The 16,139-nt window shown below is 33.5% G+C and carries 17 protein-coding genes and 1 tRNA gene; 2 read left to right on the forward strand and 16 right to left on the reverse strand.

All coding sequences use genetic code 11. From position 1 onward, the window contains the following. The first annotated feature begins 4 nt into the window (after window positions 1-4). Window positions 5-709, forward strand: a complete 705-nt coding sequence (dnaQ, locus tag BWZ41_RS01665) for a DNA polymerase III subunit epsilon (protein ID WP_143689189.1) — start codon at window positions 5-7, stop codon at window positions 707-709. A gap of 35 nt (window positions 710-744) precedes the next feature. Next, entirely contained in the window at window positions 745-1,344 is a 600-nt protein-coding gene (locus BWZ41_RS01670) for an SCO family protein (protein WP_143689190.1), read from the forward strand. Between the two features lie 52 nt (window positions 1,345-1,396). Here BWZ41_RS01670 and rnc read toward each other — a convergent pair whose 3' ends face one another. The 16 genes from rnc to BWZ41_RS01740 all read right to left on the reverse strand — a co-directional run bounded on the left by rnc (window position 1,397) and on the right by BWZ41_RS01740 (window position 16,124). Beyond that, window positions 1,397-2,089 (reverse strand): ribonuclease III, encoded by a 693-nt coding sequence (rnc, locus tag BWZ41_RS01675; protein ID WP_143689694.1) that lies wholly within the window; start codon window positions 2,087-2,089, stop codon window positions 1,397-1,399. Between the two features lie 92 nt (window positions 2,090-2,181). Beyond that, on the reverse strand, window positions 2,182-3,249 hold the full coding sequence (locus BWZ41_RS01680) for a quinone-dependent dihydroorotate dehydrogenase (RefSeq protein WP_143689191.1): 1,068 nt from the start codon (window positions 3,247-3,249) through the stop codon (window positions 2,182-2,184). Window positions 3,250-3,321: 72 nt separating this feature from the next. Then, window positions 3,322-3,954, reverse strand: a complete 633-nt coding sequence (locus BWZ41_RS01685; RefSeq protein WP_241653848.1) for a hypothetical protein — start codon at window positions 3,952-3,954, stop codon at window positions 3,322-3,324. Between the two features lie 267 nt (window positions 3,955-4,221). After that, window positions 4,222-4,293: transfer RNA gene (locus BWZ41_RS01690), tRNA-Cys, on the reverse strand. A gap of 6 nt (window positions 4,294-4,299) precedes the next feature. After that, complete coding sequence (locus BWZ41_RS01695; protein ID WP_143689192.1) at window positions 4,300-5,190, reverse strand: class I fructose-bisphosphate aldolase; 891 nt, start codon at window positions 5,188-5,190, stop codon at window positions 4,300-4,302. 58 nt (window positions 5,191-5,248) lie between these two features. Further along, window positions 5,249-5,371 carry a hypothetical protein gene (locus tag BWZ41_RS08240; RefSeq protein WP_277750549.1) on the reverse strand — a complete coding sequence of 41 codons (123 nt, stop codon included), beginning with the start codon at window positions 5,369-5,371 and terminating at the stop codon, window positions 5,249-5,251. Between the two features lie 39 nt (window positions 5,372-5,410). Then, on the reverse strand, window positions 5,411-5,950 hold the full coding sequence (locus tag BWZ41_RS07775; protein WP_241653849.1) for a hypothetical protein: 540 nt from the start codon (window positions 5,948-5,950) through the stop codon (window positions 5,411-5,413). Window positions 5,951-6,075: 125 nt separating this feature from the next. Then, window positions 6,076-6,246, reverse strand: a complete 171-nt coding sequence (locus BWZ41_RS07780; RefSeq protein ID WP_241653850.1) for a hypothetical protein — start codon at window positions 6,244-6,246, stop codon at window positions 6,076-6,078. A gap of 56 nt (window positions 6,247-6,302) precedes the next feature. After that, window positions 6,303-8,585, reverse strand: a complete 2,283-nt coding sequence (locus BWZ41_RS01705) for an AAA family ATPase (RefSeq protein ID WP_143689193.1) — start codon at window positions 8,583-8,585, stop codon at window positions 6,303-6,305. Between the two features lie 297 nt (window positions 8,586-8,882). Next, entirely contained in the window at window positions 8,883-10,109 is a 1,227-nt protein-coding gene (locus BWZ41_RS01710) for a DEAD/DEAH box helicase (protein WP_143689194.1), read from the reverse strand. A gap of 34 nt (window positions 10,110-10,143) precedes the next feature. Further along, complete coding sequence (locus BWZ41_RS01715; RefSeq protein ID WP_143689195.1) at window positions 10,144-10,395, reverse strand: cold-shock protein; 252 nt, start codon at window positions 10,393-10,395, stop codon at window positions 10,144-10,146. 174 nt (window positions 10,396-10,569) lie between these two features. After that, window positions 10,570-11,904, reverse strand: coding sequence for a TldD/PmbA family protein (locus BWZ41_RS01720; protein ID WP_143689196.1), 1,335 nt, complete (start codon window positions 11,902-11,904; stop codon window positions 10,570-10,572). Window positions 11,905-11,921: 17 nt separating this feature from the next. Continuing rightward, window positions 11,922-12,794, reverse strand: coding sequence for an ATP synthase F1 subunit gamma (gene atpG / locus BWZ41_RS01725; RefSeq protein WP_143689197.1), 873 nt, complete (start codon window positions 12,792-12,794; stop codon window positions 11,922-11,924). Between the two features lie 159 nt (window positions 12,795-12,953). Beyond that, the gene (locus BWZ41_RS01730) at window positions 12,954-14,174 is read right to left on the reverse strand and encodes a tetratricopeptide repeat protein (RefSeq protein WP_143689198.1); all 1,221 of its coding nucleotides are present in this window, start codon (window positions 14,172-14,174) and stop codon (window positions 12,954-12,956) included. Next, complete coding sequence (locus BWZ41_RS01735) at window positions 14,171-14,902, reverse strand: hypothetical protein (protein WP_143689199.1); 732 nt, start codon at window positions 14,900-14,902, stop codon at window positions 14,171-14,173. The genes BWZ41_RS01730 and BWZ41_RS01735 overlap by 4 nt, the downstream gene beginning before the upstream one ends. Continuing rightward, window positions 14,895-16,124: a lipoprotein-releasing ABC transporter permease subunit gene (locus BWZ41_RS01740; RefSeq protein ID WP_143689200.1), complete on the reverse strand. Its 1,230-nt coding sequence runs from the start codon at window positions 16,122-16,124 to the stop codon at window positions 14,895-14,897. Before BWZ41_RS01740 ends, BWZ41_RS01735 begins: the two co-directional genes overlap by 8 nt. Window positions 16,125-16,139 lie beyond the last annotated feature (15 nt).

Raw genomic sequence — 16,139 nt, forward strand, 5'->3', positions numbered from 1 at the left:
ACTGATGGAAAGTAAGCTACGCGAAATAGTACTTGATACTGAAACTACAGGTCTTGACACTGGATCTGGTCATCGAATTATTGAGATAGGATGTGTGGAATTAATCAATCGTATTCCAACAGGTAAAACATTTCATCGATATCTTAATCCAGAAAGAGATGTACCTTATCACTCATTTAATATTCATGGTATTAGTGAGGAGTTTTTAGAAGATAAACCACTATTTTCAGATGTTGCACTTGAGTTTCTTGACTTCATATCTAATGACATTTTGGTGATTCATAATGCTGAATTCGATGTTAAGTTCCTTAATATGGAGTTAGGTAAGTTGAATGCTGGATTGATTTCCTCAGATAGAGTGTTAGATACATTACCACTTGCGAGAAAAAAATTCATAGGGTCGCCTGCTTCTTTAAATGCATTATGTAAACGTTTTGATATATCTCTGGAAGGTAGAGAGGTGCATGGAGCATTAGTTGATGCTCAATTGCTTGCAAAGGTCTATGTTGAGCTTACAGGAGGATTGCAAACCTTTTTATTTAATAATGAATGTGCTCAGGACAATAACTCTACGTTTATTCAGCATAAAGTGCTTAATTTAGCTCGCAGAGAACATTCACCAAGTATTAAAGAAATTGATGAGCATAAGAAATTGTTAGATAAAATTAACAACCCACTTTGGAAGGAATATATTGAATCAATCAACTAATCAATATATGATTTAACTTTATTGGAAACGCTTTAATGATAAAGTTTATAAGGTTATGGTCTAGTTTGCTAATAACAGTAGCAGCTATCTTCTTAGGTTATTGTTATTTTACCAAGCAAGGCATATTTGTTTCACAAAATACAGAAATTAAGGTAGGTGGAGATTTTTCTTTGATCAATCAAGACGGGCAAACAGTACGCAGTAGTGATTTTAAAAATAAGTATATGATGATTTTTTTCGGATTTTCCTCATGCAAAAGAATTTGCCCTATGAATCTCGGCATAATTTCAGAAACACTTGCAAAGTTAGATAAGAAAACTGACAATAAGCTACAAACATTTTTTATCACAGTTGATCCTGAGCGCGATAACACAGAAAGGCTTAAAGAATTTCAGCAGCAATTTGACCATAGAATACAAATGCTAACTGGTGAAAGACAAAAAATAGATGAAGTAGTTGCAAAGTATAAAGTATATGCAAGTAAAGTAGATGGAGAAGAGGAAATTAACCATTCTTCAATGATATACCTTATTAGCCCTGAAGGAAAATATGTCACACACTTTGTAGCTGATTTAAATTCAGATGAAAGTCAATCTGATAAGATTCTGGCTGAGATAAAAAAATATGTAAGCTGAACTAAAGAGCTTAGCTTACTTTAAATTTATGCTAACAGCTATTTTGATTAAACTAAGTCGTTTTTTTAATTTTTTCTAGGATCAACTCAGCAGCTTTTTGTTCAGCAATTTTCTTACTAGAAGCGCATGCAGAAACTTTGCCATAATTCTCTATGAAAATTGATATAGTAAACTCAGGATTGTGTGCTGGTCCAGTTTGTTTTACAAGTTCATACTCTGGTAAAGGTAATTTGTTTTTCTGAGTCCACTCTTGCAGTGAAGTTTTAGGATCTTGAGGAGGATCGAGGATGTCTTTAGCTAGCTTTTCCCAATGTTGGATAATAAATTTTTCAACACTCTCAAGTCCACCATCAATATAAATTGCACCTATTAGTGCCTCAAGCGAATTTTCTAAATTTTTTAAGTTACATTTCCCTCCGTTGCAACGTTCACTATTATTCATTATGATAAAGTTACCTAACTCTATTTCTTTAGCAACATTAGCAATGGTACTGCCACAAACTAGATCCGTTTTTCTTTTTGCCAATGCTCCTTCTTTTTCTTCAGGAAACATTTTAAACAGCATAGCAGATATAACCATGTTCAAAATACTATCGCCCAAAAACTCTAGCCTTTCGTAGCTTACGATCTGGTCTTCGCTATTCCTTTTATTTACGCTTGGATGGGTTAATGCCTCTTCTAATATTGCATGATCTGTAAATTTATAATTAATAACTTTAGATATTATATCGTTCAAAACTTTCATGTTCATCATTCAAAAGAAAAGCACTCCCTATCATACCTTTACACTAAAAAGTTAGCTCTACTTTACTAAAACAATATCAATAACTTCCAAAATTAATGTATACAACCCACTGCTTCAGTAATGTTACTAAATCCATCTCTTTTTACCAATTCTGCAAGCTCCAGATTGATTTTGTTCACAACTTGATGCCCCTGATATACGAGAGCAGTGTACAGTTGTACTAAAGAGGCTCCTGCCTTTATTTTTTCATATGCGTCAATACCACTTGAAACTCCCCCACATCCTATCAATAGAATCCTGCTCTTAGTAAGCTTGTACATATCACTCAATAACTCGGTTGAAAGTTGAAACAATGGTCTGCCGCTCAACCCACCACTCTCATTATAGTAAGAATCTCGACTTATCGTAGTGTTGCTTACTATTAAGCCGTCAATTTTATATTCTAGTGTAAGCTCAGCGATATTTTCTTTTGTTTGCTGATCTATATCTGGAGAAATTTTTAATATTATCGGTATGGATTCAGAGCTATCGATTGATTTCCGGGTTAGAGTGATAGATTTCAACAATTTGGATAATTCTTGTTTATTGTGCAAATCGCGCAAGTTAGGTGTGTTTGGGGATGAGATGTTCAGTACTATATAATTGCTCTTTCCATATACTATCTTTATTAAGTCAACATAATCGCTGATTTGGTCCTTTGATGTACTGTTTCTTCCTATATTTATACCAAAAATACAATCACCAAGTTTAGTTTTACTTATCTGTTTAAGAAAATAGTCTACTCCTTTATTATTAAATCCCAATCTATTAATTATTCCTTCATCTTTAATTAATCGAAAAATTCTCGGTTTTTTGTTTCCATATTGGGGATGTTTAGTTACAGTACCAGCCTCAATAAATCCAAAACCAAATGAGATCATCGGCTTTACAACTTCCGCATTTTTATCAAAACCTGCAGCAAGACCTACAGGACTCCTAATTTTATTACCAAAAAAGTTTACATTTAAAGACTTAGGTAGTTCTATAGGTTTCCTACAGGGCATCTTTTTTAACGCCGTTATTACCAAGGAGTGAGCGATTTCAGGCGGCAGTAAAAACAATAAATTACGTAATATCATTTTGTAAAACACTTTGCTTATTTTTAGTTTATTTTTTACCATGCAACAAGAATAACTTAGAAAGCTTGAGGTTTATCAAAATAGTAAGTATATAGTTTCTATGAGTAGTAAAAACTAATTTTTCTGAAGGGAAACCAGAACTTGATCAGTATTTTTATCTACCAATTCGAGGTAGCCAAATTTGTTAATTTGAGATTTTATTAGTATAGGAATCTTATTTCGATTTAAATAAAATCCCTGTTTTGATTGTTTATTAATCCGCAACCTTACATCCCCATTTTTCCAAGCAAGCATCTTATTTATTCCAGATTTTTCTTTACAATTATCTTCATTTACAAATCCTAAGTATTCATCTTCTGAAGAAGATATTGCAATCTTGCATATTCTATACCCTACCCAATTCCCTAGATATGGATCAGTATCGTCTTTTTCGTGAAGCTTGAACTCTCCTTTGACATATTCCCATGGAGCTTTTGCATCACCTACCTTTTTTAGAAAGAGTACGTCCTGATCAAAGTTTATAATGGTCCTTGTATGAAATGTTGTTAAGCTTGTGTCCCATAATAGTTTTTCTGTGATGCTAAAATGCTCTTTATCCTTTTGCATATTTTGAAATGATACGATTATCACATCTGCTCCAACTTCTCTTCCATAGTTAACATATTGACTAGCACGCCCATGTTTGGCTGTGAATGATGACTTACCTATTAACAGAAAGTCATTAAATAACGCATATAGTCTGTGCACTGTAAGCTGTACCGACGTAAACCGCCTGTTTGTTGGATGAAGGGTACTTTTCTGGTGCAAGATGAGTATACGAGCTCTTTAATAAATAGTGAAAAGTGCAACTGGTAAGCAAGAAGGACAAACCAATCAATAATAAAACTTCTGTTAATCTCTTTTGCATTTTACTGCTTATATTTTGAATATAGTATCTTATTTTTTTTAATATTTCATTAAAAGCCACACTTCTTGTTAAAATTTCAGAAGAAAAAACGATCTAATTGGAGTAAGAGGCCGGGACCGGAATTGAACCGGTATAAAAGGATTTGCAGTCCTCCGCATAAGCCATTCTGCCACCCAGCCGTTTTTTTATGCGTAGATATTAATTATATCTTTTAGCATAGATAAAGCATCCTCTTTTTTTCTTTGAAAAGTGTTGCGCCCGATAATTGAACCATTACCACCACCTTGCTTAATTTCTTTTGCCTCATTGTATATATCATCCACTGACTTTGACTCACCACCAGAGAAAACTACTATTCTTTTTCCTGCAAAGCAAGACTTTTTAATATATTCAATTCTTTTAGATAATGATTCAATATTTTCTATTTTTTCTCTTTCCAGATGATTGGTTGGAAGTTTTACTTTTATTATGTTGGCACCGAGCAAAGCCGCTATATGCGCAGCATAAGCAATCACATCAACTGCTGTTTCACCTTCTTTGGAAATCCCTTCACCACGTGGATAAGACCATAGCACTACAGCAAGGCCACAAGATTTAGCCTCAGCTATAATTTTGCGAGCTTCTTCCATCATATCAAAACACTTAGCAGAACCAGGATATATAGTAAACCCAACAGCCATGCAGCCCAAACGCAGCGCATCTTTTACAGAGGCAGTTATTGCTTGATCTGAAGTTAAGCTTTTTGAGTGCAAAGAGTTAGCGCTATTAAGCTTCAAAATAAGTGGTAGCATTCCAGCATAAGTTGAAGCACCAGATTCGATCATACCAAGCGGAGCAGCGTATGCACTTACTCCTGAATCAACTGCAAGCTGAAAATGATAATGTGGATCGTAAGCATCAGGGTTAACTTCAAAACTTTTTATTGGTCCGTGCTCAAATCCCTGGTCTACAGGGAGAATTACTAACTTGCCAGTTCCACCAAGTTTCCCATGCATAAGAATGCGAGTAAGATTCGCTTTTACTCCAGGGTTTTCACTTTCGTAGTAACTTAGGATTTGTTTTACTTCTTCACTCATTAATATCTTCAAATTTACTCAAAGTGTAGCAAAAACTATAGTTGAAGCAAAGACCTTTTTATGCTCTTGTTCCTACGCCTATATTTAAAGGTGTAACTTTAGGATCGGTGGTGTGCTGTTGTGGTTTTTCTTGAATTAAATCTTCAAAATACATTTTAACAATAGGAAGAATGAGCGACATAAGCACTAATTTATAGTCATACCATGCAAACTTTTCCTTTTAGCTAAATTCTGCATCTTCTTCGTATAAACGCTGGATGCAGTGCTCACTATATAATTCAGAAGCTTTTATAAAAGTTCTAAGTAAAGCAATAAGTAATAAATCCAATGCTAAATTAGCCATAAGCACCATTCCATATTGAACAGGCCAGCCATTTTGTGCAATTTCCGACGCTAAACTGCACACAGCAAACGCTGCTGCTATACATATCACATAATTATCAGCAGCAATAAGTAAATTGTATCCCCTATTTAACCTATCTAGATTTCCTTCTTGTGAGCCTCTTTGTTTACTTGCTACATAGATAATACTACAAAAGGATATAATAAATAACCATGGCCAAACTCCGATGCTGAATGCATAAAATTTATAAGCAATGTTTTGTACTTTGCCACTGTTAGCAAGTTGCGATAAGCAATATTTGACTTGAGGCGACGGACCAAGTACCACATTTGCTAATATAAAAAATAAAAGCGCTCTATTTATAGCTTTGTTTCTACGTGATAGAATCTCATCGATTTTTCCTTGTTTTTCCTGCACTTCTCGCTGTAATGGTATAGATATGCCAGCTGCTTTTAAGTCGTTAAGATATTGCTCTAGCCTATCTTTATCTGCACTAAGTTTTTTAAACTCTTCTTCAGCTATTTTTTTCTCTTTCTCTCCTACTACTTATCAGGGTGACATTTTAATGAAGCTCTTCTAAAGCGCCGCTCAACTAACTTAAGTACATCATCAAACTCCTGACTTATTACTTCTTCCGCTTTTATTCCCAGCCTTGAAAATAAATTCCGTAAATCTTGATTACTGTAATATTGATTTCTGGTTAAACTTGCCACTATAGCCTCATTAAAAAATAGTGACTATACTACAAATTTAATACTCAAGCAAGAATTTAAACTATATCAAAAGCAATTCCGTGTTTACCAATATAAATCCTTAATTTCTTTCCTTTAATTAATCGACGATTCAGTATTTCTTCAGCCAAATGACTTTTTATCTCTTTTTCAATCAGCCTCTCTATTGGGCGTGCTCCCATTTCTTTGCTATAACCTGTTTGCGCAAGATAAGACTTTACTTCCTCTGCGACTGAGCAGCTTATACCCTTTTGCACAAGTTGTTTTTTTAATTCCTGAATAAATTTATCCACAATGTGCAAAATGACATCCGCATCCAAATCAGAAAAGGAAATGACTGCATCAAGACGATTACGAAATTCAGGGCTAAAAACCCGTTCCATTGCTTTTTCGCTGTCACTGATGTTAAAGTTTTTATACCCAAAGCCAATAGAACTTTTGTTACGTTCAAATGCCCCTGCATTGGTTGTCATAATTAAAATCGTATTGGAAAAATTAACCTTACGTCCGTAAGTGTCTGTAACACAACCATAATCCATGATTTGTAGTAATATATTATAAATATCACTATGAGCTTTCTCAATTTCATCAAGAAGTACTACGCTATATTGATTATTAGATACAGATTCTGTAAGCAATCCACCTTGGTCGTAACCCACATATCCAGGAGGGGAACCAATCATTCTAGATATTGTGTGAGATTCCATATATTCAGACATATCAAATCTTATAAGATTCATACCCATATTTTGTGCTAGTTGCTTTGCAAGCTCAGTCTTACCTACACCTGTTGGTCCTGCAAAAAGATAATTTGCCAAAGGTTTATTGTAATTTCTCAGACCAGATTTAGCAATTTTAATAGAATTAACAAGAGACTCTATCGCTTGCTCTTGACCAAAAATAGACCTCTTGAGATTTTCTTTCAGAGATTTTACTCTTTGCATATCGTCAAGCCCGCAAGGTACGTTTGTAATCCTAGTGATAGTATTCTTAATATCTCTACTATTTATAATTTTTCGCCTGTTTTTTTGTAACTTGCAATATGCCCCTGCTTCATCTATAACATCAACTGCTTTATCAGGTAATATTCGCCCAGTAATATACTTGTGTGAAAGTTCAGCTGCGGATTTAATGGCGTGTTTCGTGTAATATACTCCATGATACCCTTCATAGTAATGCTTTATACCATCTAGTATCTTTACTGTATCATTAACGGAAGATTCTTTTACATTAATTTTTTGAAACCTTCTTGCTAATGCTTTATCCTTTTCAAAGCTATTGCTGTATTCTCTGTATGTAGTTGCACCTATACAACGCAATGTACCTCTTGCAAGTGCAGGTTTAAGCAGATTGCCAGCATCAAGAAAGCTGCCACTTGTTGAACCTGCTCCAATAATAGTGTGTATTTCGTCAATAAAAAGAATAGCACCAGGTTTTGCCTCAATTACTTTTATTATAGATTTTATTCTCTCTTCAAAGTCACCTCTATAGCGTGTTCCTGCAAGAAGTGATCCTAAATCCACAGCATAAATTGTGCTGGATCTCAGTGCACTCGGAACGCTGCCTTCAATAATTTTCAACACCAAACCTTCAACTATTGTTGTTTTACCAACACCTGGTTCTCCGACATATAAAGGGTTATTCTTTCTGCGTCTTAGTAAGATTTCTATAGTGCGATTTAATTCATAATCACGACCAATGATATAATCTATTTTTTTGCTTCTTGCATAATCATTTAAATTTCTACAATAATTTTGTAGAACTTCTTCATCTTTTAATAATTCACCTTTATTTGCTACAGTAGAGATATCGTTATTTTTATCAAGTTTTATCTTGCGATTAGCTATGTATTCTTCTACATCATCTGAATATCTTATATTAGATATATTATCAATCAAATTAGAATCCTTTGCATTTCGTTTGCGCAATAGATCTTCAACGTATGAACCTTGTTCAGAAGACAGAATCTCCAATAGAACACTTGCTCCATTTATTTCTTTTCTCCCTAAGCGATGAGCCCGTATCATGGCTTTATGTATTATGCATTGAAATAGCGAATCAGGCTCAATTTTATTGACAGTTAATTCGGAGTTGTCTTGCAAAAAACCTTTTATATTATTACCACGACCATTTCTTAATATAATATTATCTATATTTATGATTTCATCAGCTCTGATGTTACATCTTGATAAAACATAATTTACATCCAAATCTTTGGTTAATGCTAGCAACAAATGTTCCACTTTTGCATATTTAAGCTTACAATTAGAAGCAATCTGTAACGCTCTATTTAAACTTGCCTCTAAATTTTTAGAAATCATCTATTCTCTTTAAAAGTGTAAATCTATATATAATTAGTAGCACACAATTATTAAAAAAACTGAAATCTAGCAGCTCGTTGTAGCCAAATTGAATTAAGCTACAGATTATAGTCCACACAGCATAACATTATACCGTTGTGATAATCTCAAAAGGTTATAAGCAGCAGAATTGAGATTATCAAATTGTAGGTAAATCTAATTTGGGCTAGCTATATATTCTTTCTACCATCCTCCAATCACTTCGCTTTGCAGCAAGTTTACTGGAGCTTTTAAAGAATAGAAGAATAGTTAAGTACATTAATACGCTTTTTCTAGTACTCTGCTTTTCTTCTTAAATACATTGATCTTTTTTCTACCGTATTTAGCCTTTAACTTACTTGGCCTTTTAAAGATCTTTTTGCTGTTACGTTTTTGAGATTGCATACTACAATCAAAATTTGGCTCTCCTTCTTTATCTGCTAGTGCAGGCAGTCTTCTCTTATCTTGAGGTGTAACAAAAGATAATGCAAATCCTTCAGCTCCCGCACGTGCAGTTCTACCTATACGATGAACATAATCAGCTTGCGATTGTGGCACATCATAATTGATAACATGTTGAATGTGCGGAATATCAAGGCCGCGAGAAGCAACATCTGTTGCAACCATGATTTGATTGCGGCCACGACGAAAAGAATTAATGACTCTTTCACGCTTGTGCTGCCTTAAATCACCATGAATTGCCAAAGCGCTATAGTCATCTTTGTGCAATTTGTCAGCTAGCTGATCCGCTCCTCGCTTTGTTTTGACAAAAATAATGATCGATCCTTTGCGCTGACATAATTGTGTAACAAGCTTGCCATATTTTTCTGATTCTGATGCATAAACAACTTCTTGTTTAATTTTTACAGAAGTTGTAGCCTGGCAATCAACAGAAACACGCTCTGGTTGATTAAGATATTTTTCAGTAAGTTTTACTATTTCTCCAGGAAGAGTTGCAGAAAACATAAGAGTTTGCCTTATTTTAGGCAAATGCTTCATAATTTCTTCAATCTGAATTCCAAAGCCCATATCAAACATACGATCCGTCTCATCAAGCACAAGAATACCAACATTCCGAGTAACTAAAGTTTTACGCTCAATATGGTCTATAATACGACCAGGAGTGCCTATTATAATTTGTGGTTTTTTCTGAAGCTGATTTAGCTGCCTAAAAATAGGCTCGCCTCCGATCAACAAAGCAACTCTTAGTAAAGAACTTTGAGATAAGAGTTTTCTTATCTCACTTGTTACCTGATGAGCAAGCTCTCTGGTTGGCACGATGACTAAAGCTGAACCAATGCTTGGCTCATTCATCAATTTAGCAACCAGTGGAATAGCAAACGCTAAGGTTTTTCCAGTTCCCGTTTGAGCAGACCCAAGAATATCTTTGCCCTGAAGAGCTAGAGGAATCGCTTGCACCTGAATCGGGGTTGGAACACAAAGATTATTTTTACTTAGAGCTTGCCTAAGCAAAGTTGGAAGCCCCATTTCATGAAAATTACTCACAATACATTACCCTATTAAAAAGCTTCACGATAGACTAATCTTCCAATCTTAAATTTATTGCAGACTTTTTATCTTCTCCGTTCCTACCACGCTCTTCTTTAAGCTCATAACTTACTCTTTCCCCTTTCATTCCTCTCTTTTTATCCTCTCCTCGAAGTTCATCAGGTCTTATTCCTGAACGTTCTAATGCACTAACATGTATAAAAACGTCCTCACCTTTACCTTCTGGCTTGATGAAACCATAGCCTTTTTCAACATTAAACCATTTTATATTACCAAATTCCATATGGATAACTCCTAAACTACTAACTAATATTATTAATGTGATGAAAAACTTTGAAATTACGATTTAGAATGCTTTAAGCTTAGTTACTGCAACTAAACTTCTATACTCCATAGTCTATTCTTAACATTACATAGTAGTAGTACACAATTATTGTACTTAATGCAACTAAAATTTTTAATCACTAAGTGAACCTGCTACTGTCATTTCGCTAACTTTAATCGTTGGTGAATTAAACTGCCCACAGAAAGTTAGGTCATTTGCAATAACTAAATTGCTAAACATATTTTTCAAATTGTCGGCAACAGTAATCTCGTGTATTGGATACGTTATTTTACCATTTTCTATAAAAAATCCGCATGCACCTTGACTATAATCGCCATTGATTAAATTAACACCAAAACCAAATAAATCAGTTACATATATTCCTTCTTTTACTTCGTCAATTAATTCCTTAAACGATCTATTACCATTTTTGAAATAGAAATTACTAGCTGAAGGAATAATTGCAGCATTACTTGCACGAGTTGCATTTGCGGTCGTTTCCAAGTTTAATTTCCTAGCCGAATATAGATCTAAAATCCAGTTTTGCAGTACTCCATTTTTTACAAATTCATTTCTTCTGCTCATTATTCCTTCCCCGTCAAACGGTCTTGATGTTATACCCCTTGGTAACAATGGGTCATCAATAATGCTAATCTCAGTATTAAAAATTTGATTATTTAAACTATTTCTCAAAAAAGAGCTATTATTTACAATATTGCTACCATTTATGGCAGAAGCAAAGCTCTTTACTAGCTCTTTTGCTGCTCTTTTTTCAAAAACAACCGGAAATTTGCCTGTCCTGATTGTACATGAACCCAATTGATCTATTGCTCTTTTTGCTGCTTCTTTCCCTATTGACTCCGGTGTTTTTAAATCACTGAAGTTGCATGCTACATCGTAATCGTAGCCTATTTTCATTTCACTCTTTTCTCCAGCAACAACAGAAACCTGATTAACAAAAGTTGACTTACTAAATGAACCAACAAAACCAGAAACGGTTGATAATACTGTATTTACTGAAGTATGTGAAGATGAAGCTCCTTCGGAATTAATAATATTTTTATGTGCAAGAGCTGAATTTTCTGTAGCTTCAGTAATTTCTTTTAATTTATCAATTGTTACAACATTATTATCTGAGATATTTAAATCTGCAGAAGAGATATAATTACTGCCATCTACAGCAAAACTAATATAAGGATCTTCCTGGGCATTCTTTGCCATTTCCACCACTTGGCTCACTGCACTACTAAGATTATTCAAATCGTTTGTGGAAATATACGCAGCTTTGTTCTTACCTGCTATAGCTCTAATTCCGACAGTACAGTTTCTAGATTGTGATATTTGTTCAATTTTTGATAGACGCTGAGAAACCGAGGTCTTATTAGTTTCATATATTGTAACTTCTGCGTCTTGATTCTGCTTTTTTATTAGTTTAGTGATATCTGCTGCAATATTTAATATATTCATTTTTATTCCTTGAGTTTCTATAAAGATTCTGCACCACCTATAACTTCAATCAAATCAGTTGTAATTGCTGCTTGACGAGAACGATTATAAAGTAATGCTAGTTTATTTAGCATTTCTTTTGTATTTCTGTTTGCTGATTCCATAGCAACCATCCTAGCACTATTTTCACTTGCTGCACTTTCAAGTAAAGCAGAATAAAGAGCAGCTGTAACATAATCTTGAGTCAAAGATTTTAAAATAAACTCAATATTTTGTGGTTCATACTCATAGCTGTAATCTTTTAGAGGACTAACTACAGAATTATCAATTAATAATGAGTCTTTACTCCATGGTTTTATTGTTTCTAATATTGGCTTTTGCATGAAGGTATTATAGAATTTACTGTAAAAAACCTTAACTTTATTGTATTTACTTAGATCTATATCACTAACCAAGGCTTCCACACGCTTTAGTGTGATTCCCTTACTATTTTCAACCTTCAAGATATTTTTAGAATTAAATCTATTTTTGCCTGTCTCAAAAGCTTTCTTACCAAAAAAAACAATGTCTACTTTCTTATCATTTGCAATTAATTTGTTTATATGCTCCTGACTGAATTTAACAACAGAGGAGTTAAAGCTGCCACATAAACCACGATCAGATGCAATAATAAATACTAGGAAAGAATCTTCATTATTGATATTTAGAATTCTTGCTAGTAACTCTTGATCCTCTGATAGCGCTAGTGAAGAAATAATGCTATGCAGCTTAGATATATGCAATTTTGAATTTGATAATTTCTTTTGGCTTTGTAATAATTTTGCTGCAGAAACCATTTGCATTATTTTCGTGGTTTTCTGCACAGACTTAATATTTTTAATTCTTAAGGATAATTCCTTTAAGCTCTTCATTTTGTATATAATTCTAATTTATTAAAATATATAACTGGTAATGTCTAAAAACAAGTTTTTTTGACATTGGAGTCAAACCTAACTAAGAAACTCACAGATTTACTGTTTTGAGATATATTAAAGCAATCTCGATGTAAAAGTATCACACCTTATGGAGTCTTATAATATAAGGTAAATACAATTAAGACTATTGCAACTTGAGCACTTATAATCCCATTGCTTTAGCTCTTTATTACAATCAGCACATTTCCAACCTGGATCAGGCACAGCTTCTGAGTCCATCCTGTTTAACCAATAAATTGCTTGATCATACTCTTGCAACATAATCTTGAGCTGTACCATAACAAGGTAGATTGATATGTAATTAGCTTTTTTCATAGCAATATCTAAATGCTGACTTGCAAGATCATATTTCCCTAAGCTAATTGAAGACAAAGCAAGCAAGCAATAACTAAAATAATAATCAGGGCGTAAGTTATATAGTCTTTCAGCGCCTTTATTATTTAACTTGATATACATTCTAGCTGATTGAGGAGTAGGATTTACTCTATACTCTTCCTCTAATACTGTGGAAGCTTTTCTGATTTTTTCAAGCTTGATATATAATTCTGCCTTTAAATAATTGATGGGCTGAAAAGTTGCATAATAACTTTGTGCTTTAGCTAAATAATCTATAGCTTTGTAAAAACTTCCTTTACTTTCGTATTGCTTTGCTAAAGCGCAATAAAAAACCGCTAACATCTTTTTACGATCAAAGGGAAGAAAAATATTGAATTTGATAGCTTCCTTTAACTTTGAAATTGCATTTATCCAATCTTCTTGCAATATACAATGCTCTATTTGAAAGGGAATAGACAAAATTTTATCATTAATTGAACTAGAGCAATATTCTATAAATTTTTGAAAGACTAACCTTTCTTGCTTTAGGTGAATAATCAGTTTATTTATCAGAAGTAGAGCTAAGTTGCGATTTTTACTTGTAATACTCGTTAAATTATGGCTGAAAAAGCTGTAATTTCCCGTTTGACCTGAATTAAAGAGCTTTACTAAAGATAATTTATCACTTTCTTCATTTAGATTTTTAATTAGCTTATTGGTGTTCTCTATATTACCTAAGTCTAAGCTAAAGAAAGCTTCAAAGAGAAGCAATTCTTCCCTACTTCTTCTTCTATTTTTTATGTTAGCAAATGTTGATGAAATAGAAGAACAAAAACGTGCAACTGCAATCAATAAAAATAATAAGACTGCGCAAGCAAGAATAACGAAATATAGATCAATACTTATAGTGTAATTGCCTAATTCCAATTTTATTACTTCACCACTTACCTTGACCCATATGCCAAATAAAAAAGAAAAAGCAAAAATTATAAAATAAATCATGAGATGTATTGTAATAAGTGACGATATATTATTGAAGTATTCTTGAAAGCTACAATAAAATCATTCAATTTATTAAGCCATGGTTTGAATTCTGGGTATGTTAAGTCACTTATTGCGGTGGCTATGCTCTGCCAATCATTATCGCTTATTAATTCTTCAATTTCCGCAAGCTTTAACCTGAGTGGATCACTACGATCATCTATCTTTATCCAATTTGAAATGATTTTTTTAAACAAGTTACTTTTATTGTAGTTAATAACAGTCATGTTCTTCTCAAAAGACAATTTCAACCCGAGTAAAGTATCTACCTCTTTCAAATTTTCCAATTCATTTACTGCATTTTCTATCTCTGGATCGTCAAGCTCTGATATCAAAGGCTTTATTGAATTTATATGATTATCAAACTTGGCTTCTCGCAATAACGAATTCTTCATCTTAATCACAAGTAGAAGCAACTTTGCGAGGCTCTTATGCCTTAAACTACCATCACCCTGCTCACATTGAGTGTGAAGATTTCTCTTTAAGTCAAATATCCTTTTTTCTACCCTAGATTGATTAATTTCAAGCAACATTCTAAGTTCATCTACCTTTTCCGTTAAAACACTTATACTGTCTTCACTTTCTTGCTGATTTATTTTAAAAAATATTATGTTATTCATTGTAATATAGCTGGCAAATAACAATACAATTAAGAACCAACCTATGCATTTTTTTCGAGTATCATTCATAACGTAATATCTCCGCTGGGTCTTGTGCAGCTGCCTGCAATGCAGGAGGAATTGTTGCTAAAAATGACAAGAACAATGCAAGTGCAGAAATGTTCACTACATCTTGAGAAACTAATATCACTGGCAAACTTGAAAAAAAGTATATCATAGGATCAAATAGCTTGATGTTGGTAATGTTTTCTAAAAACACTCTAATATTTTCAATATTGAGAGAAAAAACAACCCCTGTAATAGAGCCAAGACAAGTTCCTGTAAAACCAATTAACAGCCCACAAGCACAAAATATGCGCATAATGCTTCCGCTTGTTGCACCAAATGTACGCATAATTGCAATTGCAGATTTCTTTTCTTGCACTATCATCATCAAACTTGAAACAATATTGAATGCTGCTACAACTATAATTAAAGTGAGAATTAAAAACATCACATTTCTTTCAGTCTTTAAAGCATTAACATAATGGCTTTGCTGAGATTGCCAACTTTCAGCTCTCATTCCTGTTTCTTTTGCTATAGCGTTTGCTAGCTTATTAGCCATAGCAATATCATCTACAAACACTTCTATATTTCTCACATTATCTTTATAATTAAAAAAAGCTTGAGCTGACTTTATGGGCATATACATTAAGGTATTGTCGTACTCAAACATACCCATATCAAATATTGCTACAACTTTATATTCTTTCATTTTTGGTATTTCACCAGACAGTGCGTCAAATCCTTCAGGTGATATAAGCATAATGTTATCACCATAATCAATATTCAAAGCTTCTGCTAATCTTGCCCCTATTATGATACCTTCATCGAATTTTTCCACGTTACCCATAATTACATTATTCTTAACGGTAGTATTATTAAGTAAGTCTTTAGTTGACACACCACGGACTACGCTACCCACAATTCCACCATTTGATGCAACGATCACTTGATCATTGGTCATAGAAGTAGCTTTTAATACACCTGGGATTTTCTCAATAGATTTTAACACTGCGTGGTAATCTGAATTTATGCTTCTATCAAAGTAAACATTAATATGACCATTAATGCCAAGTACAGAGTCGAGCAGCTTTGCTCTGAACCCATTCATTACAGACATTACTACTATTAGCGTTGCAACTCCAAGAGCAATACCAATAATAGAAAACAAGGCCATTATAGAGCAAAATCTAGAATTCTTTGCTCGCAAATAGCGAATAGCCATAGTAAATTCAAAGGCAATAGACATTATACTAAGATTTAA

Origin of the sequence: Wolbachia endosymbiont of Nilaparvata lugens (genome assembly GCF_007115045.1) — a bacterium.
Classification (GTDB): Bacteria; Pseudomonadota; Alphaproteobacteria; order Rickettsiales; family Anaplasmataceae; genus Wolbachia.

Coding starts and splice junctions, on each gene's coding strand:
- rnc (WP_143689694.1), bottom strand. CDS start 2,089: ATGAAAGTTTTGAACGATATAATATCTAAAGTTATTAATTATAAATTT.
- BWZ41_RS01680 (WP_143689191.1), bottom strand. CDS start 3,249: ATGGTAAAAAATAAACTAAAAATAAGCAAAGTGTTTTACAAAATGATA.
- BWZ41_RS01695 (WP_143689192.1), bottom strand. CDS start 5,190: ATGAGTGAAGAAGTAAAACAAATCCTAAGTTACTACGAAAGTGAAAAC.
- dnaQ (WP_143689189.1), top strand. CDS start 5: ATGGAAAGTAAGCTACGCGAAATAGTACTTGATACTGAAACTACAGGT.
- BWZ41_RS01670 (WP_143689190.1), top strand. CDS start 745: ATGATAAAGTTTATAAGGTTATGGTCTAGTTTGCTAATAACAGTAGCA.
- BWZ41_RS01715 (WP_143689195.1), bottom strand. CDS start 10,395: ATGGAATTTGGTAATATAAAATGGTTTAATGTTGAAAAAGGCTATGGT.
- BWZ41_RS01735 (WP_143689199.1), bottom strand. CDS start 14,902: ATGAATGATACTCGAAAAAAATGCATAGGTTGGTTCTTAATTGTATTG.
- atpG (WP_143689197.1), bottom strand. CDS start 12,794: ATGAAGAGCTTAAAGGAATTATCCTTAAGAATTAAAAATATTAAGTCT.
- BWZ41_RS01740 (WP_143689200.1), bottom strand. CDS start 16,124: ATGTCTATTGCCTTTGAATTTACTATGGCTATTCGCTATTTGCGAGCA.
- BWZ41_RS01720 (WP_143689196.1), bottom strand. CDS start 11,904: ATGAATATATTAAATATTGCAGCAGATATCACTAAACTAATAAAAAAG.
- BWZ41_RS01705 (WP_143689193.1), bottom strand. CDS start 8,585: ATGATTTCTAAAAATTTAGAGGCAAGTTTAAATAGAGCGTTACAGATT.
- BWZ41_RS01730 (WP_143689198.1), bottom strand. CDS start 14,174: ATGATTTATTTTATAATTTTTGCTTTTTCTTTTTTATTTGGCATATGG.
- BWZ41_RS08240 (WP_277750549.1), bottom strand. CDS start 5,371: ATGTCGCTCATTCTTCCTATTGTTAAAATGTATTTTGAAGATTTAATT.